Below are 21,707 nucleotides of genomic sequence, written 5' to 3'. Positions count from 1 at the left end.
TTCATCTAAAGTCATATCTCCACAAATATTTCTCATATTAGTAATAGTTGAGTACACAATACCTGATTTATAATCCTCAATATTGTACACTGCATCTCTTGAGTTAGTAACCTTATAAAATATAACATTATCAATAGATATGTTAACATTATCCTTAGTTATAACATTCTGTGGTTGTATATCTAATATCTGTTGCTTAGTAGAAATCCTTCTTCTAACAAAATCAGCAAATACAATTGTTAAATGCCAACCTGGCTCAAGTATCCTATGAAACTGACCAAATCTTTCTACTAGAACCACGGATCCAGTATTAACAACTTTGATAGAAGTTAAAATTCCAATAATTATTATTAGTAATAAAACTAAAAATATAATTGTTCCCATAACAAATCCCTCCTCGAATTTTAATATAATCTAAACTTTAGTTATTGTTAATTTATTTCCTTCAATACCAGTAACTTGAGCCAAATCGCCTTTCTTTAAAGGTTCTCCAACATTTTTTACTGTCCAATAAATTCCTTGAAACTTAATACTTGCTTTATCATCAATATCTTTAGTTATTGTAAATTCTTTTCCTATATACCCTTCCTCCATAGTCAAAGTTTTTTGTACAGTTTTCTTTATGGTTCTTTTAACTATAGGATATCCAATTGCCATAGCCCCTGCGCTAACTGCTACGAAAATAATTACTTGAATAATTACTGGTGCATTTAGACCAATAGCGAATATTGCAAAAATAGCACCTATTGAAAACCATACAAACATAAAACTACTAGTTGTAATATCAATGGCTAGTGCCCCTAATGCTACAACTATCCAAAATATCATCGGTGTCCATTTCATATTGCACCCCCTTACAAATATTTAATTAAGATTATACACTCTTCTCCCTTATGCATTACTAATCTATATTTTAATTATATATCTTTTATGAACTTTATAATACAATTTTATTATTTTTCAAACAGAATAAAGATCTATTTTAGTATTTCATTAACCATCCCTACTAATGCAGATAAAATAATGTTATACTTTAGTGAATATTTGTTATATAAAGTCATTTTTGCATATACTATATTTGAAAAACCAAAGAAAGGTCGTGAATTCGTTTGGAAACTTCTTTTATAAAAGTTTCTGCTGCATGTCCAATTGTAAATGTGGCAGATATAGAATTTAACTTAATTAACATTCAGAAATGTATAACCCAGGCTTACGCAGAAAAATCAAAATTCATAGTTTTCCCAGAACTTTGCATAACAGCATACACTTGTGCAGATTTATTTTTGCAACATCAGATAATTGAAAAATCAGAAATTGCAATTAAAACTTTATGTGAGTTTTCTAAAAATAAAGATATATTAATTGCTGTAGGATCTCCTCTATATTTTAATGATTGTCTCTACAATTGTGTTTATGTAATATTTAACGGTAAGCTACTGGGAATAGTTCCAAAAAGCTATATTCCTAATTACTCTGAGTTTTATGAGAAAAGATGGTTTACTGAAGGTCTTGGAATAATAAACAAAACTGTAGATCTTTCTTTTGCAAAGAACATTCCCTTTGGAACAAATTTATTATTCACTTGTGGAAATATTAAATTTGGTTTTGAGATTTGTGAGGATCTTTGGGTTACCATTCCCCCAAGTAGTTATTTAGCTCTTCATGGTGCAAATATAATTGCAAATTTATCTGCATCTAATGAATTAGTTAGCAAAGCTGATTATAGAAAATCCTTAGTTACATCTCAGAGTGCAAGATGTATGTGTTCTTATTTATATGCATCCTCTGGTGTTTTCGAATCCTCCACGGATTTACTTTTCAGCGGTCATCTTTTAATTAGTGAAAATGGTTTATTATTAAAAGAAAATGATAGATTTCAAAGAGAAAATGAAATTATTACTTCTATTATAGATATAAATAAGTTGAATAGTGAAAGATTGAAAAATACCAGTTTTAGAAATACCAGTTCTATATGTCCCTTTGAAATTTGCGAAATTCCTTTTCAATTTTCTAACTTAGATTTCGGAATTTTTAATAGGAATGTTGATAAACATCCTTTTGTTCCTTCTAATTTACATCAACGTGAAATACGTTGTGGTGAGATATTTAATATTCAATCCTCAGCCCTTGCTAAAAGATTTTCATATACCGGGCTTAATAAAGCAGTAGTTGGGATTTCTGGGGGACTTGATTCTACCCTAGCACTATTAGTAATAGTTAAAACTTTTGATAAGTTAAACATACCATTAAAAAATATTATTACTATAACTATGCCTGGTTTTGGGACTACAGATAGAACATATCTCAATGCAATAAACCTATGTAAAAATTTAGGTACGGATCTTAGAGAAATCAATATAATTGATGCGTGCCTCCAGCATTTTAAAGACATAAATCATCCAGTTGATAAACACGATGTAACCTATGAGAATGTTCAAGCAAGAGAAAGAACTCAAATTCTTATGGATCTTGCTAATAAAGAAGGTGGACTATTAATAGGAACAGGAGATTTATCAGAACTTGCCTTAGGTTGGTGCACATATAATGGAGACCATATGTCTATGTACTCTGTAAATTGCTCAGTTCCGAAGACACTTGTTAGATATTTAGTTAAATATGTAGCAGATAAAGAAGCATCAAAAGAAGTTACTGAAATCCTTTTAGATGTACTTGACACTCCTGTAAGTCCTGAACTTTTACCAAAAGATAAAAGTGGTAAAATCACTCAAAAAACTGAAGACATAGTAGGTCCATATGAACTACATGACTTCTTCCTATATTATTTCATGAAGCAAGGTGCGTCTAGAGATAAAATATTATTTTTAGCTAAAGAAGCCTTCAAGGCTGATTACACTGAAGAAATAATAAATAAATGGTTAGACAAATTTATAAAAAGATTCTTTACTCAGCAATTTAAACGTTCAGCTCTGCCGGATGGTCCGAAAGTAGGAACTATAAGTGTATCCCCAAGAGGAGATCTTAGAATGCCGTCAGATGCTAGTTATAATTCTTTCCTTTAGTAACAACTTAAGCACATAACAATTATCTATTGTTATGTGCTTAAGTCTATAATAAATGACTATAACCACATTGAATATTGTTTTATCGCTCCCTATGTTACCTGGTAAAAAAGGATACATTGTATTGTGTATAAGGATTTAAACTTTCCTTACCATGTTTGTTGATATTTTTTTACACGTAAAAAAAAGATATATATTACGTATAATGCATTGAATCAAGCTTTAGAACTCCTTATTTTATTTTTAATTAATTTGCGTTAATAAAAACATATGTTTGAGCATAGCGAGTTTATGTTTTTTAGCAGATTAATTAAAAATAAATTTAGGAGTTCTTAGCGAAGATGAATGCATTAGTCGTATTGCAATACGCGTAATATATACTTTTTTACTTGTAAATATCAACGATCAATCCTGAGATTTCATCGATGGTGTTTGCCACATCAAGATTTCCTTTTTCTTGTTTTAATAACATCTCCGTAAGTTCCTCAAGTTTATTGTCCACGGTTTCTACAGTTATGAAATATTGTGTTTGCCAAAAACTTATATCTTTTTTAACCTCGTACATATGTTTTAAAACAGAATCTAAATATTGTTTTATTAAATTTTTATAAGCTTTCACGTCAGCAAAACATTTTGTAATAGTTAATCTATTTCCTCTCTTTTTTATGTCATCCATCATATCCCTTAGTTGCTGCTCTGATTTTTGTTGCCGAGCAAAACTAAAGTTTTGAGAAAAATCCATTTTACTAGATGAAGTTTTTTTATCTGTTGAAACAGGTGAATTTCTTCTAGTTCTTGATATTTCCATGATTTTTTCCACCCCCATTATTTATTTAATTAATTTTTCTATATTTATTTTTCTATATTAATTTATCTATCCTAATTTTTCTAATGAACCTTTCATTCTTATATTTACATTATATCTAACTTTCAACAAAAGAATTAACTTTTCCATTAATATTTTCCAATTTTTTTTTATACTAGTATAATTGAAACGTAAATATCATAGATTATTAAACTTATCAAATTGAAATCTAAGAGGTGAGTCGAATGAAAATATTATTAAATATGTTTTGGACCTTCTTTAGAATAGGAGCTTTTACTTTTGGTGGAGGATATGCCATGATCCCACTAATTGAGATTGAAGTTGTAAATAAAAACAAGTGGATTTCCAAAGAAGATTTCTTAGATATAATTGTTATTTCCCAAACCTTCCCTGGAGCTTTTGTTGTTAATAGCAGCATATTTATTGGTTATAGAATTAGTGGCTTACTAGGAGCTATCATTGGAGTTCTAGGTGTGGTTTTACCTTCATTTTTCATAATATTGCTCGTTGCAGTTTTTTTTATGAAGTTTAGGGAGTATTATTATGTGGATTTGGTTTTTAAAGGTATTTCTGCCGCAGTACCTATACTTATACTTATAGCAGTTGTAAGCTTATCCAAATCTCTGAAAAAAAGCTATGCAAATCTTATTGTAATTTTATTATCTATTATAGGCATATTGGTTTTTAACGTACATCCTGTTATAGTTATACTTTTATCTGGTTTATACGGAGTTATTTTTCTTGGAAAGAAGGTGAAGTAAATGTCTACTCTAATTAAAATTTTTGTATCCTTTTTAAAAATAGGTGCATTTAGTTTTGGCGGAGGTTATGCTATGCTTCCACTTATCCAAAGAGAAATTGTAACAAATCATAATTGGATTACCTTTAAACAGTTTGTGGATATTATTGGTATATCACAGATGACCCCAGGACCTATCGCAATAAATTCAGCTACTTTTGTGGGTTTCAAAGTTTCTGGTATATTAGGTAGCATTGCTGCAACATTAGGTGTAATTTCATTTTCTTTTCTCTTAGTTTCCATAGCAAATCGCTATATTATAAAATTTAAGGAATCTTATATTATGAAATCTGCTCTAGCAGGTATGAGGCCAGCTATGATTGGACTTATAATTTCTGTTTTCTTATCCCTAGGACGGGAATCATATAAAGACATTAAAAGCATAATAATTGGAATTATAATTTTAGGGCTATTGCTTAGTAATAAATTTCACCCCATTTTAGTAATTGTAATTTCAGGTATATTAGGGGTTGTATTTTATTCGTTAATACCCATTTAAACCTCCAAAATATTAGCCTGAATTATCTTATATTATTGTTACATATTACTTATATTATGATATAATATAAGTAATATGTAAAAGGGGAGTAGCGAGAGCAGTTTTTCTGCTTTTAATTATTCGTCATCACGGTGTAAGAACTACACCCGGATAATTAACTCATTTGATGTTGCCAGACCTTTGTTCTATTTATTTTTATGGAGCAAGGGTCTTTTTTTGTTCCATAAAATACGCTACAATATCAAATATTATAAGATGAGGTGTTATTAATGTTCTTTAACAAATCTATTGAGGATACTCTAAAAGAGTTGGGTTCTAATGTGACGACAGGACTTTCTCAAAAGGAAACAGAGCTTAAAAGAGAAAAATATGGTCTAAATCAATTAGAAACTAAGAAGCCAAAAACTGTACTAGCTATGTTTTTTGCACAACTAAACGATATTTTAATTTATATTCTACTTGCAGCTGCCGTAATTTCTGCTGTTCTTGGTGAAACAAGTGATGCAATAATAATTGCTATTGTAATTTTTATTAATGCGACAGTGGGAATTATTCAAGAGTCAAAGGCTGAAAAAGCCCTTGATGCACTAAAGAAATTATCTACGCCCAAGGCTGTAGTTAAACGTGATGGACAGCTTTCAGAAATTCCATCTAAAGAAGTTGTACCTGGCGATATTATTATTATTGATGCAGGCCGATATGTACCTTGTGATTTAAGGTTACTTGAAACTGCAAATTTAAAGATTGAAGAATCTACACTAACAGGAGAATCTGTTCCAGTAGATAAAGATGCACTACTAGTTTTAACTGGTGATGATATTCCACTGGGCGATCAAAAGAATATGCTCTTTATGTCAACCCTTGCAACCTATGGTAGAGGTGTAGGCATAGCTGTAGCTACTGGAATGAATACTGAAATCGGTAAAATTGCTAAAATGTTAGATGAGAAAGTAGATACTGAGACGCCACTTCAAAAGAAACTAGCGGAACTTGGGAAAATCCTTGGAATAGGGGCCCTTGCAATATGTGCTCTTATGTTTATAGTTGGTGTTCTTCAAAAAAGAGATATGTTTGAAATGTTACTTACATCTATTAGTTTAGCTGTTGCCGCTATTCCCGAAGGTCTTCCTGCAATAGTTACTATAGTTCTTGCTATGGGTGTACAAAAAATGATAAAAGAAAAAGCTATTGTACGTAAATTACCAGCTGTTGAAACTTTAGGTTCAGTAAATATTATATGTTCAGACAAAACAGGAACATTAACTCAAAATAAGATGACTATAACAAAATTTTATGCAGATGGTAACCTTGGAAATATAGATACCATAAATATCGATGACAATCAGCATAAGCTATTGCTTGAGAATCTTATTTTATGTAATGATGCTACTTACTCTGAAAGTTCAAAAACTGGTGATCCAACTGAAATCGCACTACTTGTAGCTGGTGTAAACAACAAAATATACAAAGACGGCTTAGAAAAAAAACATCAAAGAATTGATGAAATCCCATTTGAATCAGATAGAAAATTGATGACTACAGTAAATAAATATGATAATGAATATTATGTAATGACAAAAGGGGCTATTGATAATCTATTAAATCTATGTACAAAAACCTCAATTAACGGTAGCATTGTGGAAATTACAGCGAACATCAAAAAAGACATAATAGCTGCTTCTAATAATATGTCTGACAATGCTTTAAGAGTTCTAGGTGCCGCTTATAAAATTCTTCCTACGTCCCATGTAGATATTGATTCACTAGAAAGTGATTTAATACTTATTGGTCTTGTCGGTATGATAGATCCACCAAGACTAGAAGTTAAGGATTCTATTGGCCTATGTAGGAATTCCGGAATAAAAACCGTAATGATTACTGGAGACCATCAAAACACAGCTTTTGCTATAGCTAAAGAACTTGATATTACAGATGATCCGACTGCCGTTATGTCAGGCTCCGTGCTTGATAAAATGTCTGATGCGGAACTAAGTAGTAAAATTGATCATATAAGCGTGTTCGCAAGAGTATCCCCAGAACACAAGGTTAAAATTATAAAGGCTCTTAAAGCCAAAGGAAACATTGTATCAATGACTGGAGACGGAGTAAATGATGCTCCATCCCTTAAAATGGCAAACATTGGTGTGGCAATGGGAATAACAGGTACTGATGTAGCTAAAGGTGCTGCTGATATGATACTCATAGATGATAATTTTTCAACTATTGTTGCAGCTATAAAGGAAGGAAGAAATATTTTTAGGAATATAAAGAAAACGGTAATCTTCCTTATCTCTTGTAATATTGGAGAAATTATAGCACTATTCCTTGCAATACTACTGGGTTGGGCATCACCACTTAGACCTATTCATATATTGTGGGTTAACTTAATTACAGATACGCTACCAGCACTTGCTTTAGGAGTCGATCCTGGTGACCCTGATGTAATGAAAAATAAACCACGTAATCCAAAGGATAGTTTATTTAAGGGCACAACCTTAAGTTTAGCTCTTAACGGACTTTTAATCGGTACACTAGCCTTAACAGCATTTATAATAGGTGCGAAATATTATAGTGGAACAACTTCTTTATTCCCACTATACCCTGAAAATATTTCAGCAGATGCAATAAAACATGCACAAACTATGGCTTTTGTAGTCCTTAGTGTTTCTCAACTTGTTCATTCTTTAAATATGAGAAATGAAACAAAATCCATATTCCAAATAGGTTTATTTTCAAACAAGTATTTAGTTGGATCTATTATTTTTGGTATAATGTTACAATGTTTTATAATAATGATACCAGCTCTAGCAAAAGTATTTAGTGTTCACGCTTTAAGTTTGCAGGATTGGGGTTTCGTAACCATTTTATCCCTCATGCCTCTATTCTTTAATGAAATTGTGAAAATATTCAAACGTAGATCATCTAAGATAAATAAAAGTAATTAAATAAACAGTAAAAGGCAGATGAATTAATTCATCTGCCTTTTACTGTTTCAAGCATATTTAACTATTTTAATTTAGTACCTTGGTTGTCTTGAACAATCAGATCGCTTTTCATAAGTCCACCCAATGCTCTTTTAAATGCATTTTTGCTAGTTTGAAAATTTTTCTTAATATCATCAGGAGAGCTTTTATCATTGAATGACATAAATCCTTCATTTTTATTTAAATATTCTAATATTTGCTCTTCTACTACATCTCTTTCTTCTAGTCTTGGTTTTCTTGCCGTTACATCCATTTTACCATCTTCATAATATTTTTGTACTCTAACAGTTAATCTATCTCCAGGTTTTACACTAGTATAATTCTCATTTCTTAAAATAACTGCTCTATAAATATCATCAATAGCTATCATTAATGTACCATTAGTCTGGATTCCATATACCGTACCTTCCACTTCATCACCAATATCATATGAATTAGTCTCATATAAATATTGATCAATAAAAGTAGTAGCCGCTAGTCTTCCAGTCTTGTCTAAATATATGTAAAAAAGATATTTTTTACCTGTTTCTAGGCTATAGTTTTCCTCCTTAAAAGGAACCAACACATCTCTCTCTAAACCAATTTCAACAAAACTTCCTATTGTAGTCATGTCAATTACCTTAAGATAAGCTAAGTCCCCAACCTTTGCAAGTGGTTTTTTTAGAGTTGCAATTAATCTATCACTTGTGTCTCTGTATATAAAGGCTTCAACTTCCTCATCAATCTTAAGTCCTCTGCCTAAAGTACTCTTCATTGGAAGTAATATGTCATCACTTGTGTTTTCTGTCCCAGCACCCAAATAGTATCCAAAATCTGCCCGTCTAACTACTGTTAAATTATTTAAATCTCCTATTTTTATCATTTAATATCTCCTACCTTTTATTTAAACTTTTGACCAATCTATATATTTGTTAAGTTTATCTACAAATTGTACTAAGTACTTTTCTTCAAGTTCCGTAAACCTTCCTATATCTGGGCTATCTAAATCTAAAACTCCATAAACTACACCATCTTTTATTATTGGTATAACAATTTCTGAATTTGTAGATGAGTCGCAAGCAATATGTCCCGGAAAATCATGAACATTTTCGACGCGTTGAAGTTTTTTTTGCGTTACTGCTGCCCCACATACCCCTTTTCCTATTTCTACTCTATTACACGCTGGAAGTCCTTGGAACATTCCCAGCACCAAAGTATTTTCTCGCAATATGTAAAATCCTGACCAATTCACCCTATCCATAATGGCTTTAATAATTGCAGTGGCATTTGATAAATTTGCCATGTCATTTTTTTCTGAGCTAAGTTGACCCTCTAAAAGCATAATCATGTATTTGTATTTCTGCTCATTTGTCATCTTTTCTATTCCATTTAATTTTATCATTTATCTCACTCCTAAAAAACACTAAGTCTTTCCTCTCTATATTAAATCAAATTTATTTAATAATATATTTCATTGAAAGCTCTGCATAATGTTTAGCTGATTCTTTTAACCCTTCTTTTTCTTCTATAGTTAGCTCGCGAATGACCTTTGCGGGAGCTCCCATACAAAGAACGCCTGAAGGGATTTTTTTACCTTGAGTAACTAAACTGTTAGCACCAATTATAGTATACTCCCCTATTTCAGCTCCATTGAGCACCGTACTCCCCATACCAATTAAAGTATAGTTTGAAATTTTACAGCCATGTATTATAGCATTATGTCCTATAGTTACATAATCTCCTATACTAACTGGATAATCCACATCATTATGAATCGTACAATTATCTTGAACATTTGTATAATCACCTATAGACAAAGAATTCCAATCAGCTCTTAATACAGCTCCAAACCAAATATTACTATGCTCTCCAATAGATACATTTCCTATAACGTTTGCACTATTAGCAATAAAAGTATTTTTGTGTACATTAGGTATTTTTCCATCGAATTGGTGTATCATAGTTATATCATCACCTCTTTCATAATATTAAATATGAACTTATTTCTCAAAATAATAAATATATATTTATTATACTACTATAATGTATAAATAAGCTTATAATTCGTCATATATTAGTTAACATTTTAGCTAATATTTTATTTGATTTTTCATAAAAAATATTATATAATACCATATGTAGTTGCAATTTTTATGTAATTACTACATATGGTATTATATTATTTTATACATAAGATTATCCTAAATGATTAAACAAACTTTTAGGTTTAATAATTTCAAACATTACGAAGTACATTTTACATGATTTAGATTTAGTATGCAACTAATAGGAGGTGAACATACTAGCTTTTTAAGCTAGTATTAATTATGGCGGAAATAAATAGTTTAATTAAAAGAGTTTTCACGAAGGAATTAGAGAAAGATAAAACTGTTTCTGTTTTTGATTTATTTACATGGAAGAAAGTAGATGTCATGTTAAAAGATCATAAAACCAATAAAATACTTCTAGATATGAAAGATTTAGAATTCCCAGAGCATTACTCACAAAATTCCTGTGATATAATTGCTTCAAAATATTTCAGAAAATCTGGTGTTAACAATAAATTAGGATATGAGAATAGTATGAGAATGGTAGCTCATAGACTTGTTAATTTTTGGTGTGAATCCTTAGTTGATGAAAGTATTATTAAAACAGACGAGGAAAAAAGCATTATTTATGATGAATTAATATATGCGTTTTTAAATCAAATGTTTGCTCCAAATTCTCCTCAATGGTTTAATACAGGTCTTAACCTATCCTATGGTATAAAAGGTGGATCTTTAAATAATTTTTATTATGATGAAAAAACAAATATGATAGTTAAAAGTGAAGATGCTTATACGAGAACTCAAGCTTCAGCTTGTTTCATTCTCTCAATCCAAGATAAACTACTTGGAAAACATTCAATTTCTGAGCAATATGTAACAGAAACCAAATTATTTAAAGGCGGTTCTGGTACAGGGACTAATTTTTCTAACATAAGAGCCCGTGGTGAAAGATTGTCTAGTGGTGGAGTTTCTTCAGGTCTAATGAGCTTCTTAAGAGGACTAGACAGAAATGCAGGAGCAATAAAGTCTGGTGGAACTACAAGGCGTGCTGCTAAGATGTTGTGTCTTGATATTAACCATCCAGAAATAATGGAGTTTATGACTTGGAAAGCTAAAGAAGAAGATAAAGTGCGCGCTCTTACTAAAATGGGATATGATGGTAGTTTTGAGGGAGAGGCATATGAGACTGTATCTGGTCAAAATGGAAACAACTCCATAAGATTCTCAGATGAATTCATGATGAAAGTTGATAACTTGCCTAATGATCCTGAGCAAACTATTGCCCTTAAAGGAAGATGTGATTCCTCAATCGATGAAGATATAAAGGTTAAAGAGCTATGGGATACATTCAACAAATCTGCTTGGTTATGCGCGGACCCTGCTCCTCAATTTGATGACACCTTTAATGCATGGCATACTTGTCCTGCTGGAGAAGATGGAAAAGTTGGTGCTAAATATAATAGAATTAATTCAACTAATCCTTGTGGCGAATATGCCTTTTTAGATGATACTTCTTGTAATTTAGCTTCTATTAATATCTATAAATTCTATGATACTGAAACTAAGAAATTCGACGTAGATAGTTATGTCCATTTAATAGGACTTACACAATTAGTACTTGAAGCATCTATACATTGGGGCCAGTTCCCAACAGAAGATATAGCAAGAAAAAGTTATTTATTTAGAACTACAGGACTTGGGCTTTCAAATTTAGCTTCTTTATTTATGGTAATGGGCTATGCCTATGACTCAGAAGATGCTAGAAATATAGCTGCTTCTCTAAGTGGAATAATGACTGCACAATCTTATTATGTTTCATCTTTAATAGCAAAAGAACTAGCTCCTTTTGAAAAATATGAAATAAACAAAAAATATATGCAATTGGTTATAAGAAATCATGCTAGAGCAGCTGGAGCTCTAAATAGTAAATTCGAAAATTTAAACTATGAACCTATAAAAGTTAACCATGCTGTTTTAAGTAAAGACTCACTAGGGCATATAGGCGAAACCTTAAAAAGCTGTTGGTCAAAAGCATTAAGCAGTGGTGAAAAATATGGTTTTAGAAATGCACAAGTTACAGTTTTAGCTCCTACTGGCACTATCTCTTTCGCCATGGATTGTGGTGCAACATCTGTTGAACCATATTTCAGCCATTTTATTTATAAAAAATTATCTGGTGGCGGCTTTATGACTATAGTAAATCCTGTAATTAAGAACTCTTTAAATAATTTGGGATACACAGATAAAGAAACAAATGATATTTTTGAATATATTCTAAGAAAAGAAAAGGTTGATGAAGACGGCTTTGAGTATGAAAAAATCATTGATGGTAAAATTGAAGGAGCTCCACATTTAAAGGCAGAACATTTACCTATATTTGATACAGCAAACAAATGTGGTAGCGGAAAAAGATATATATCATTCATGGGACATGTTCTTATGATGGCTGCAATAACTCCAATGATATCTGGTTCTATTTCAAAAACTGTAAATTTACCTAAAAATGCTACTATGGACGACTTTAAAGAAGTTATCTTAAATTCTTGGAAGTTAGGTGTCAAAGGTATAGCTTTATATAGAGATGGTTCAAAGGCAAGTCAACCTTTAAACACTACTTTGTCTGAAAACAAAGAATTGTTACTTGAGGATTTATCATATGATGATCTTTTAAAGAAAGCAAAGTCATTACAAGAAAACTCTAATCATTCTACAAGAGAAAAGCCAATTGGAATACGTTATGGAACTACTCATCCCGCTCAAATTGAAGATGTAAAAATATATACTACTGTAAATAGGCGTTCAAACGGAGAAATTTCTGAAATATATATAACTACAGATAGAGAAGGTACTATTATTACTGGATTATTAAATTCTTTATCGAAAGCAATTTCAGTAATGCTACAACATCATGTACCTGGAGAAGATATATCTAAGATGCTTCGTGGACAAAAATTCGAGCCTTACGGTTTCGTACAAAAACACCCTTATATTAAATCTGTTTCATCTATATCCGATTTAATTAGCAAGATTATCGATATAGAACTAGGTGACTATTCTAGATGTCAAATTAAACCCGAAAGTTACAGCAATACAGCTATACCTAATAACCCACTAATGCCTGATGAGAATGAAATTTCAGCAGGTCTTGCAGAAGTTGAGAATGTGCTCTCCCCTTCAAATATAAACGATGGCAAAATTCAAGGGGAAAGACTATACTCTGAAACCTGCTCACATTGCTCAAGTACAAGACTTGTTAGAAACGGCACTTGCAAGGTTTGCCTTGAATGTGGAACTACTACTGGTTGTAGCTAGCCTATTATAGTCTAGAAACCCATAGAGTAGACATACAACTTTGACCTTTACTAGTACAACTTTGAGATTTGTTAATACAACTTTAACCTCTACTGATACAACTTTAAGATTCACTACAAAATGAATATTTATTCATAAATATTCAAATAAATAAATATAGAAAAATCACTATTTTAAATTTAAAATAGTGATTTTTTTTTACATATGGATATATAATTTAGGATATAATATTTCTATAGGAACATTTGTTCTCTAAATAATCAAACAATTATTAGGTGAAATATTTTTCTAATTGTTTAGTTTTGCACTTCACCCTCAAGAAAAAACTCTAAAGGTTTTTTATTTTTAACAAGTTAGTATTAATAAATTGTTTTAAAATATCAGGAGGAACATGAATGGGTAGATATAACTCAAATAAACTTACAACCAAATTTGTTCAAGACTATATGAAAAACAGACTTTGGGAAAGAGATACCATTGAGTATCTTCCTTTTCTAAGCGTAAGAAGTGTGCCAACTAAAGGTAAATCCAACCGCGTAATGGGCTGGAAAACAGGTAGAGAACATCATTTTTTATCAAAATTGGAGTATGCTGCATTTTATCATTTTGATTGGAGTGATGATGTTTTAGATATAAAAGAACAGTATCCCCTTTTCCCTATGGAAGTTTTACAAAATATCGCTGTAGAAGCTGGAATAGATTATCCTAGTTTTGATGGGGAACCTATAATTATGACTACAGATTTCTTTCTTACAGCTAAGCTTAATGGTAAAATATTTCACTTTGCTAGAACAGTAAAGTCTTCTAACTATCTATCTAATAAAAAAAATTTAGAAAAGTTTGAAATAGAAAGACGTTATTTTAATTCAAAAAACATAGATTGGGGAATTATAACTGAAAAGGAGTTATCAAATGTATTTACAAATAATATGGAGATACTCCATTCAAATAAATTAATCAATAATGGAACAATTTTAGAGAAACAATACAGATTCGCTATGTATAAACACTTGACTGAAGGCATTGAAAAAGCTACCTCTAAAGATATTCCAATAGCCTATGCTCTTACGCATTTATCAAAAACCCTGAATATAAGTATTTCAGATATAACTGAAATATTTTTAAAAGCGATAGCAGATAAAATAATAATTTTTGATATATATACTAAGCCTTTAAGTATCACCACATTAACTATAAGTGATATAACAGTAAATTACGAAACACTTTTAAGCTCAGTTAATACAATTTAGGGAGGCATACTATGAAAAAAATACAGATCAATATGGTGTTTAGAAATACAAAAGATACTATTGATTTTAGAATTATTCATATATCATATGATTACTCTGATATAGTTTGCATACAATTAAACAATGAGAAGGCACTTCCATACTTTGATAATACTGCAAATATGGAGGCTCAAGTTTCTAATAATGAATTAGAGATTGTAGAAAATGATCCCTATTTTAAAATATTTGATGAAAGTGCTATTCAAGACAGATATTTAAAAGCACGAGATATAGCTTTTGAATATATTAAAGAATTATGTTCCATAGATAATATACCAAGGCTCTATAACCCAAAATTCCGCTCTAATTTAATAACTGAGATAAGTAAAAAATTCAATACAAGTAAAGTAACCATATATAAAAATCTACGATTATACCTCCAAGGAGGCATGACTAAAAACTCACTACTATCCCACATAAAAATAAATAGAATTATAAATTACTCTAGTAAAACTGGAAGAAAAAGAAACATAACTCAAGGTGAAGGTATCATAATCGATGATAATGTTTTATTGCATATAAAAAACATCTATGAGCGTTATTATCTAAAAATTGATGGCTCAACTATAAAACAAACATATCATGAATTCTTATATAAATATTATTCCTATCTTACAATCGAAAACGGCAAAGAAGTCAAAAAAATACTTGATGATGATAAAATACCAACCCTTAGACAGTTTAAATATCATATGGATAAGATTAGAAATATCAAACGTGAAATACTAAGCAAAATTGGTGAAATAAAATATCAGCAAACTGAAAGACCAACGCTTTCAAGAGAGGATATCAATGTTTTTGGACCAGGACACTTATATGAAATTGACTCAACTGTAAGTGATATATATCTTTCAAGCAACTTTTCTAGGAATATAGTTGTGGGCAGAGCAGTTTTATATATAATAATTGATGTTTACAGTCGACTTATAACTGGATTTTACGCAGGACTTGAAGAGAGTAGTTGGACTGCTGCTATGATGGCTTATATGAACATGAATGAGAATAAGGTAGATTACTGTAAAACATATGATATAGATATTGCTGAAGATCAATGGCCTTCATATGGCATACCATCTAGAATAAATGCTGACAGAGGTGAAACTATAAGTAAGGCCTCTGACGAACTTATAAAACATCTTCATATAAATATTGAAAATAATCCTCCCTATTGCCCTGATATGAAGGGTATTGTTGAAAGATGGTTTAAAACTATTAATGATTACTTGCAAAGGTATGTTCCAGGTGGAGTTAGAAAAAATCATCAGCAAAGAGGTGGTGAAGATTATAGAAAAAATGCTGTACTTACTGTAAGAGAATTTAATCAGATGTTGATAAGGTTTATTCTTGGTTATAACAATACGGTTTTAAAATCATTTACTATGAGTAAAGATATGATTGATAATCAAATCGTTCCTACGCCTTCGAATCTCTGGAATTATGGTGCTACAATGAAACTCCTTTTTACAAGCAGTATACCTAAAGATAAAATGATGCTTACATTAATGCCTAAAGAGAAAGCATCGGTTCAAAGAGGTGGTATTTGTTTCAAAAGACTATATTATTCATGTGAAACTGGGATACGTGAAAATTGGTTTCTAAGAGTTTCAAAAGCACCTAAGAGAGTTGATATAGCTTATGATCCAAGGAATCTAAATAAGATATACATGTATGACAAAAGGACAATGCAATATGAAACCTGTAATATGCTTCAAAAAAGTCTTAAGGACTATAAAGATATATCCCTTGATGAATTAATAAAAATAAGAAGTACCGAATCTAAATTGAAGAAATTAAATAATACAGAAAATATTTCATTGCAAATAAACTCACATTATCAGATGAAAGATATAATTGACAATGCGGTAAAACAATCAAAAGTTGTAGCATCATTATCCGATAATAAGACAAAGAATATACCTATAAATAAAAAGATTGAAAAAACAATTATACGTAAAGAAGAATACTTTGATCTTGATCCTAAAACAAAAAGTAATGATACTACTGTTGTGAACTTAGATAAATATAAAAACAAACCATCTGACAAAGATGAAATAACCTATGAAGAACATGTACAAAAACATAATAATGAAATGAATGATTTATTACAAAGTATTATATTGGGAGATAAGGAAGATAACTAAGGGAGGTTGATAAATTATGACTGAATACAAACGTAGGATGAGTGCAATATATACTGCTCCATCTCTACCTGATTATGATGGAAATCCTTTTATAGAGGCTCTTCCTCCACTTCTTGAACCTACCGAACTATATAGAAAATTATATTCTCCTATTAAGTATAGTGATGCGGAAAGAACCCTATCAAAAAGTCAAAGAATACAAATTTTAAGTAGGCTAAAACAATTTTTTATTCCTAATAATAAGCATGTTGAGCTGTATAATAAAATCTACATGGCACTTACAGATGGTTATAAAGATAAAAACCCATTCAACCCTGAGAATGTAAGAAGAAAATGTAATATAAGACGAAAATACTTTAATCGTGATGTTGATATCACTAATTTTTACATTGATGAAGATATGGTTGAAGATATATATACCACTTCTAGTGGCTTATGTATCTTTGGTATTAGTGGTGGCGGAAAAACTGTCTCAACTAATAAAATATTAAATCTTTTTCCTCAGTTTGTACAGCATACTGAATATAAAGGTCATTCATTAATAGAGAACCAAATAGTTTACATTAAATTAGAATGTCCTACAGATGGAACGATAAAATCTCTATGTAATGCCCTTTTCAATAAACTTGATGAAATTATAGATAATGCTCAATATTTTAAAAATTGGGGTGGAGAAAGGCGTGGAACTATGGTTCAGAATATGCCTAACGCTGCTATAAATGAAAATATTGGCCTTATTGTAATAGATGAAATCCAACATCTTGCAAGGACTGAGGCTAAAACCAAAGAACTTTTAGATTTCCTAGTTGAGATAATAAATACAATCCAAGTTCCTATTCTAGTAATTGGTACAAATAAAGCCTATCAAGTTCTTCAAGATAACATTAGAGGACCAAGAAGAATAGGTGGTAATGGGTTTATGCTTTGGGATAGAATAACTGATAAGAGTGAATGGCAAACCTTTATGACAGCCCTATGGCAATATCAATGGACTCAAGAAAAAGTACCACTATCAGATAAGTTAATTGACTTATTTTATGAACACTCACAAGGTATTGTAGACTTTGCAATAAAACTTTTTACATTCACTCAGGCTAATGCTATTTATAATGGTCATGAAAAAATAGATGAACAAACAATTACTGAAACTGCAAAGAAAGATCTTGCTCTTACTAAAAAAATGAGAGAAGCAATTAAAAGCGGTGATATTAATCTAATGGCTCAATATGAAGATATTTTGATACCTAATGAGGCTGAGAGATTAATGGTTCTAGCTAGATTATCAGAGAAAGAGGAAGTTATAAAACAAACCTTTGCTTTAGATAGAATAGTAATAGAAAAGCGAAAAGAAGATTTATATTTGGAATTGCTTAGTAAAATGCAAACAATGGCTTCTGGAGAGACTACACTATTAAAAGATGCCCTACACGAAGTATTAAAGACTGCTGATATGACTAAATCATATTTAGGTATTGAACAGGATGCACAAGTATTGTTTATGGAGAAGTTTAGAAATAAATTATTGAATGAATCTCAGAAGTTACAAAAGCTACAAAAAATCAAAAATATCAATTCTTATAAAAAAGATGACTTACGCGCTGCCTTTGATAATAGTAAAAAAGAGAAAAAAGATGTATATATGGTGCTTCATGAGATGGGGTATATTAAATCTCCTATAGAGTTCATAGATCACGAGGTGATGTAAATATGCTTTCCTATTTTCCTCAAATAAGAGATGAAGAGTCAACATATAGTATTTTTTCAAGGCTGCAATTTGCGATGCAACCACCAAATTTTGAAGTTATGGGAACAATGCTTTTTAATAGAAAATTTGAAGTTGGAAGATTAAATTTCCAAGGATCTTTTGATTATCTATGCAATAACTTACCTTCCAAATTCACTTCAGAAATTTTCTTTTATAATAATACTATCTATCCTCTTTTTATACCCTTTTTATCAACACAAAAGCAGGAAAAAACTTTAGAGTATTTCAAAGGTGATTATCCTGATAAAACCAATAAATGCCTTAGAATAAGCGATATAACTAAGACCAAAACTTATATTAGAGTATGTAAAAAATGTATTATCGAAGATATTAACACCTATGGGGAACCTTATTATAGACGTCAGCATGAGATTAAATTAAATAGAATGTGTTATAAACACAAGGTCCCTTTATATGAGCACACTATATTTCCATATAAAATACCAAGAAGGTATGATGATTACTATACCGTTTTAAATAATTCAAAAGAAATAACTATCCCTGAAGAATTTAAAGAAAGGTTTTTAGATATAGCTGAAGATATAAATACTATATTTACTTCAAATTTAGATAACTGGAGTATTGAAATAACAAAAGATAAGATATCTAATAAAATTGCCGAAAAAGGCTATGTTACTATTAATGGCGCAACATTACAGAAGAAATTTAATCAGGACTTTAAAAAATATTATACAGAAGAATTTTTAGATTATATTGGATATAATTTCGATGTTGATGACAATGATAGTTGGATTAGACATACTACTACTAGAAAGAAACCTGTAAGTGATCCTTTAAAGTATATCTTGGTTATAAGATATTTATTTGGAAACCTTAAAGAATTTTATGAGTATAATAACGAATATAGTATATTTAAAAAGGGACCATATCCTTGTTTAAATATAGTTTGCCCTAATTACAATCAACTTGTAATAAAAGATATTATGAAAATAAATCAATCACATGGTTACCCACTGGCTACTTTTGAATGTGAACATTGTGGCTTCAAATATTCTAGAAGAGGTCCAGACAAGAATGACAATGATATATATAACAAGACCTATGTTAAGGATTATGGTTATTTATGGCATGATAAATTAAAAGAATGTTTAGATAAAGGTTTTAGTCTTAGAAAAACGTCTAAGATATTAGGCAGCAACTGTGAAAGTATTAAAACTTGGGCTAACAAATACAAGAATTCTAATTTAGTGAAAACTCCTGCAATAGAATTAACAAAGGAGCCTGATATCTTATTACTAGAGCAATATAAAAATGAAGTTATAAGTTTTATAAAAGGAAACCCTACTGCTACGAGACAAAATGTATATAGATCTAAGACAAATGCTTATAATTACTTATCAAAAATGATGATGAATGGATATTTAACACTATACACCCCGTTAAGAAAAGTAAAACTATTACAAAAGAAGAAAGGCTTAAAAAACATTGGTTAAATAAAGATGAATTATTAGTTAGAAAATTATTATGTGAAAGCATCCCTACTTATCAAAAGCGTAGGGCTAATTATGTTATGAAGGAAATGGCTGATAATAGTGTACCGATAACTATTTCTAAAGTTTTGCGGAATGCAGGTTTAGGCCTTCGAACAAAACAAGAAGTTCTTAATTATATAGAAGAAACGGTAAAAGTCTATGACAATGGCAATGTAATTATTATAGAAAATAACGCTACATAACAAAAATTCTTTGGTTGGTATGTTACTATACAAACATTAAACCTAGCTCCAATCAAATGGCTTTAAACAAAATGACTATATTATTAAACGCTTAAAAAAATTGTATATGCTAAGATGTTTTTGCATATTTATTCATTTATTCATAACTCAGTACACCTCAAGTTGTATATAACGAAAAACACCCATACACTCAGTACAGGTGTAGTTGTATTTATTACATTTGTTAGGATACCAGAAATCAACGTTTATAAGAGTTTTCAGTATACCTTATAGTTGTATCTATACTCCATAGTGTAACAAGCCAACACATTATGTTACATTCAAAATGAAATTTTTAAGAAATAGGCATTAGCCACAATGTGAAAGTAACACAATTAGTATTGTGTTACTTTCAGAATATCAATACACACTTAATAAAGTAAGGGGCTGTCTCAAAATGATTAAAAAATCATTTTAAGAGATAGCCTTTTTTTCTTATTTATTTTATGGCAAACACTAAAAAATCACTTCTTTGAGGGCTGATTTTTAATGCTTTTATATTTTTTACATTACAAAAAGAAGATTATCAAATCTCCTAATTTTAAAGTATTATTTTACAATTTAGAATTTTAAGATGCTTTTATTTCATGCAATAAAATTCCACATCTATCTTGCTGAATTTTGTTATGTAATTTATTTATGTCATATCCAAAGCATAAAAGAGTAAATTCAGCTTTTACATTGTTTTTTCCTTTAGTTAAAAATCTTCTAAACCCATGATCTTCTTTCAAAACTCCAAATGCGCCTTCAACTTGAATTGATCTATTAGTTCTTAACATGATTCCTTTTGAACTTGTTATATTTTCTAACGAGTTTAATCTCTTTTGTATAAATTTTTTAGATACGCTTAGTTTCTTGTTACCCTTTGCTTTTGTACATTTTGGTTTATACTGGCAAGCATCACAATCTTCACATTCATAAACTGTTACACTAGCTTGATATCCGGACTTTGACTTTCTTATCTTGTTATCAATAACCTTTAATTTTTTATTGTTATGGCAGGTATATTCATCATTTACTTCATCATAATTCATATTTTCTCTCTTACTTATATTATTTTTAAAGCTTTTCTTTTTCATGCTTTCATAAGTTTGAGGTTTTATAAATGTGTTTTGCCCAGTTGATTCTAAATACATATAGTTCTCTTCACTTTCATATCCAGCGTCAGCTGTTACGCTATCGAATATTTGTGATAATTTTTCCCTTAGTTTTTTTAAAAATGGGATAAGAGTCAGTTGATCAGATCTTTCGCTAGAAATATCTAACCCAACAATATATTCACCTTCAACCCCTATTTGCATGTTATATCC

At 30.3% G+C, this 21,707-nt stretch carries 17 protein-coding genes; 10 read left to right on the top strand and 7 right to left on the bottom strand.

All coding sequences use genetic code 11. The features are described 5' to 3' along the window. On the bottom strand, positions 1-384 hold a 384-nt coding region (locus tag VIM70_RS14330; RefSeq protein ID WP_331946455.1), incomplete at its 3' end, for a paraslipin. 30 nt (positions 385-414) lie between these two features. Then, complete coding sequence (locus VIM70_RS14325) at positions 415-843, bottom strand: NfeD family protein (protein ID WP_331946454.1); 429 nt, start codon at positions 841-843, stop codon at positions 415-417. Positions 844-1,109: 266 nt separating this feature from the next. On the opposite strand from VIM70_RS14325, the gene VIM70_RS14320 reads away from it, so the two are divergent. Beyond that, complete coding sequence (locus VIM70_RS14320) at positions 1,110-3,020, top strand: NAD(+) synthase (protein WP_331946453.1); 1,911 nt, start codon at positions 1,110-1,112, stop codon at positions 3,018-3,020. A gap of 385 nt (positions 3,021-3,405) precedes the next feature. Here the strand turns inward: VIM70_RS14320 and VIM70_RS14315 are convergent, their stop codons facing one another. Beyond that, positions 3,406-3,828, bottom strand: coding sequence for a YaaR family protein (locus VIM70_RS14315; RefSeq protein ID WP_331946452.1), 423 nt, complete (start codon positions 3,826-3,828; stop codon positions 3,406-3,408). A gap of 242 nt (positions 3,829-4,070) precedes the next feature. Here VIM70_RS14315 and VIM70_RS14310 point away from each other — a divergent pair, with 242 nt between their 5' ends. The 3 genes from VIM70_RS14310 (at position 4,071) to VIM70_RS14300 (ending at position 8,089) form a co-directional block, all read left to right on the top strand. After that, positions 4,071-4,607 (top strand): chromate transporter, encoded by a 537-nt coding sequence (locus tag VIM70_RS14310; protein WP_331946451.1) that lies wholly within the window; start codon positions 4,071-4,073, stop codon positions 4,605-4,607. Further along, positions 4,608-5,144, top strand: a complete 537-nt coding sequence (locus VIM70_RS14305; protein ID WP_331946449.1) for a chromate transporter — start codon at positions 4,608-4,610, stop codon at positions 5,142-5,144. A 269-nt stretch (positions 5,145-5,413) separates the two neighbouring features. Then, complete coding sequence (locus tag VIM70_RS14300; RefSeq protein ID WP_331946448.1) at positions 5,414-8,089, top strand: cation-translocating P-type ATPase; 2,676 nt, start codon at positions 5,414-5,416, stop codon at positions 8,087-8,089. Between the two features lie 61 nt (positions 8,090-8,150). Here the strand turns inward: VIM70_RS14300 and VIM70_RS14295 are convergent, their stop codons facing one another. The 3 genes from VIM70_RS14295 to VIM70_RS14285 are packed head-to-tail and all read right to left on the bottom strand — an operon-like array spanning position 8,151 to position 10,068. Then, positions 8,151-8,990, bottom strand: a complete 840-nt coding sequence (locus VIM70_RS14295) for a CvfB family protein (RefSeq protein WP_331946447.1) — start codon at positions 8,988-8,990, stop codon at positions 8,151-8,153. A gap of 21 nt (positions 8,991-9,011) precedes the next feature. Next, positions 9,012-9,509 carry a GAF domain-containing protein gene (locus tag VIM70_RS14290; RefSeq protein ID WP_331946446.1) on the bottom strand — a complete coding sequence of 166 codons (498 nt, stop codon included), beginning with the start codon at positions 9,507-9,509 and terminating at the stop codon, positions 9,012-9,014. A 52-nt stretch (positions 9,510-9,561) separates the two neighbouring features. Next, the gene (locus VIM70_RS14285) at positions 9,562-10,068 is read right to left on the bottom strand and encodes a gamma carbonic anhydrase family protein (RefSeq protein ID WP_331946445.1); all 507 of its coding nucleotides are present in this window, start codon (positions 10,066-10,068) and stop codon (positions 9,562-9,564) included. A gap of 366 nt (positions 10,069-10,434) precedes the next feature. Here VIM70_RS14285 and VIM70_RS14280 point away from each other — a divergent pair, with 366 nt between their 5' ends. The 6 genes from VIM70_RS14280 (at position 10,435) to VIM70_RS14255 (ending at position 20,358) form a co-directional block, all read left to right on the top strand. Then, complete coding sequence (locus VIM70_RS14280; protein WP_331946444.1) at positions 10,435-13,467, top strand: vitamin B12-dependent ribonucleotide reductase; 3,033 nt, start codon at positions 10,435-10,437, stop codon at positions 13,465-13,467. Between the two features lie 395 nt (positions 13,468-13,862). Then, positions 13,863-14,717, top strand: coding sequence for a TnsA endonuclease N-terminal domain-containing protein (locus tag VIM70_RS14275; RefSeq protein ID WP_331946443.1), 855 nt, complete (start codon positions 13,863-13,865; stop codon positions 14,715-14,717). An 11-nt stretch (positions 14,718-14,728) separates the two neighbouring features. Then, complete coding sequence (locus VIM70_RS14270; RefSeq protein ID WP_331946442.1) at positions 14,729-16,897, top strand: Mu transposase C-terminal domain-containing protein; 2,169 nt, start codon at positions 14,729-14,731, stop codon at positions 16,895-16,897. A 16-nt stretch (positions 16,898-16,913) separates the two neighbouring features. After that, complete coding sequence (locus VIM70_RS14265) at positions 16,914-18,602, top strand: ATP-binding protein (RefSeq protein ID WP_331946441.1); 1,689 nt, start codon at positions 16,914-16,916, stop codon at positions 18,600-18,602. A 2-nt stretch (positions 18,603-18,604) separates the two neighbouring features. Next, a complete protein-coding gene (locus VIM70_RS14260) occupies positions 18,605-20,116 on the top strand; it encodes a TnsD family Tn7-like transposition protein (protein WP_331946440.1) in 1,512 nt (503 codons plus the stop codon). Between the two features lie 77 nt (positions 20,117-20,193). Continuing rightward, positions 20,194-20,358: a hypothetical protein gene (locus VIM70_RS14255; protein ID WP_331946439.1), complete on the top strand. Its 165-nt coding sequence runs from the start codon at positions 20,194-20,196 to the stop codon at positions 20,356-20,358. 608 nt (positions 20,359-20,966) lie between these two features. Here the strand turns inward: VIM70_RS14255 and VIM70_RS14250 are convergent. After that, positions 20,967-21,707 (bottom strand): transposase (locus VIM70_RS14250; protein ID WP_331946438.1); only part of this gene is annotated, 741 nt, incomplete at its 5' end.

The organism is Clostridium sp. (assembly GCF_036569345.1).
In the GTDB taxonomy this organism is placed as follows: domain Bacteria; phylum Bacillota; class Clostridia; order Clostridiales; family Clostridiaceae; genus Clostridium_AD.
The sequence above is the reverse complement of the archived record's forward strand: the minus strand, read 5'-3'. Positions and strand labels throughout refer to the sequence as shown.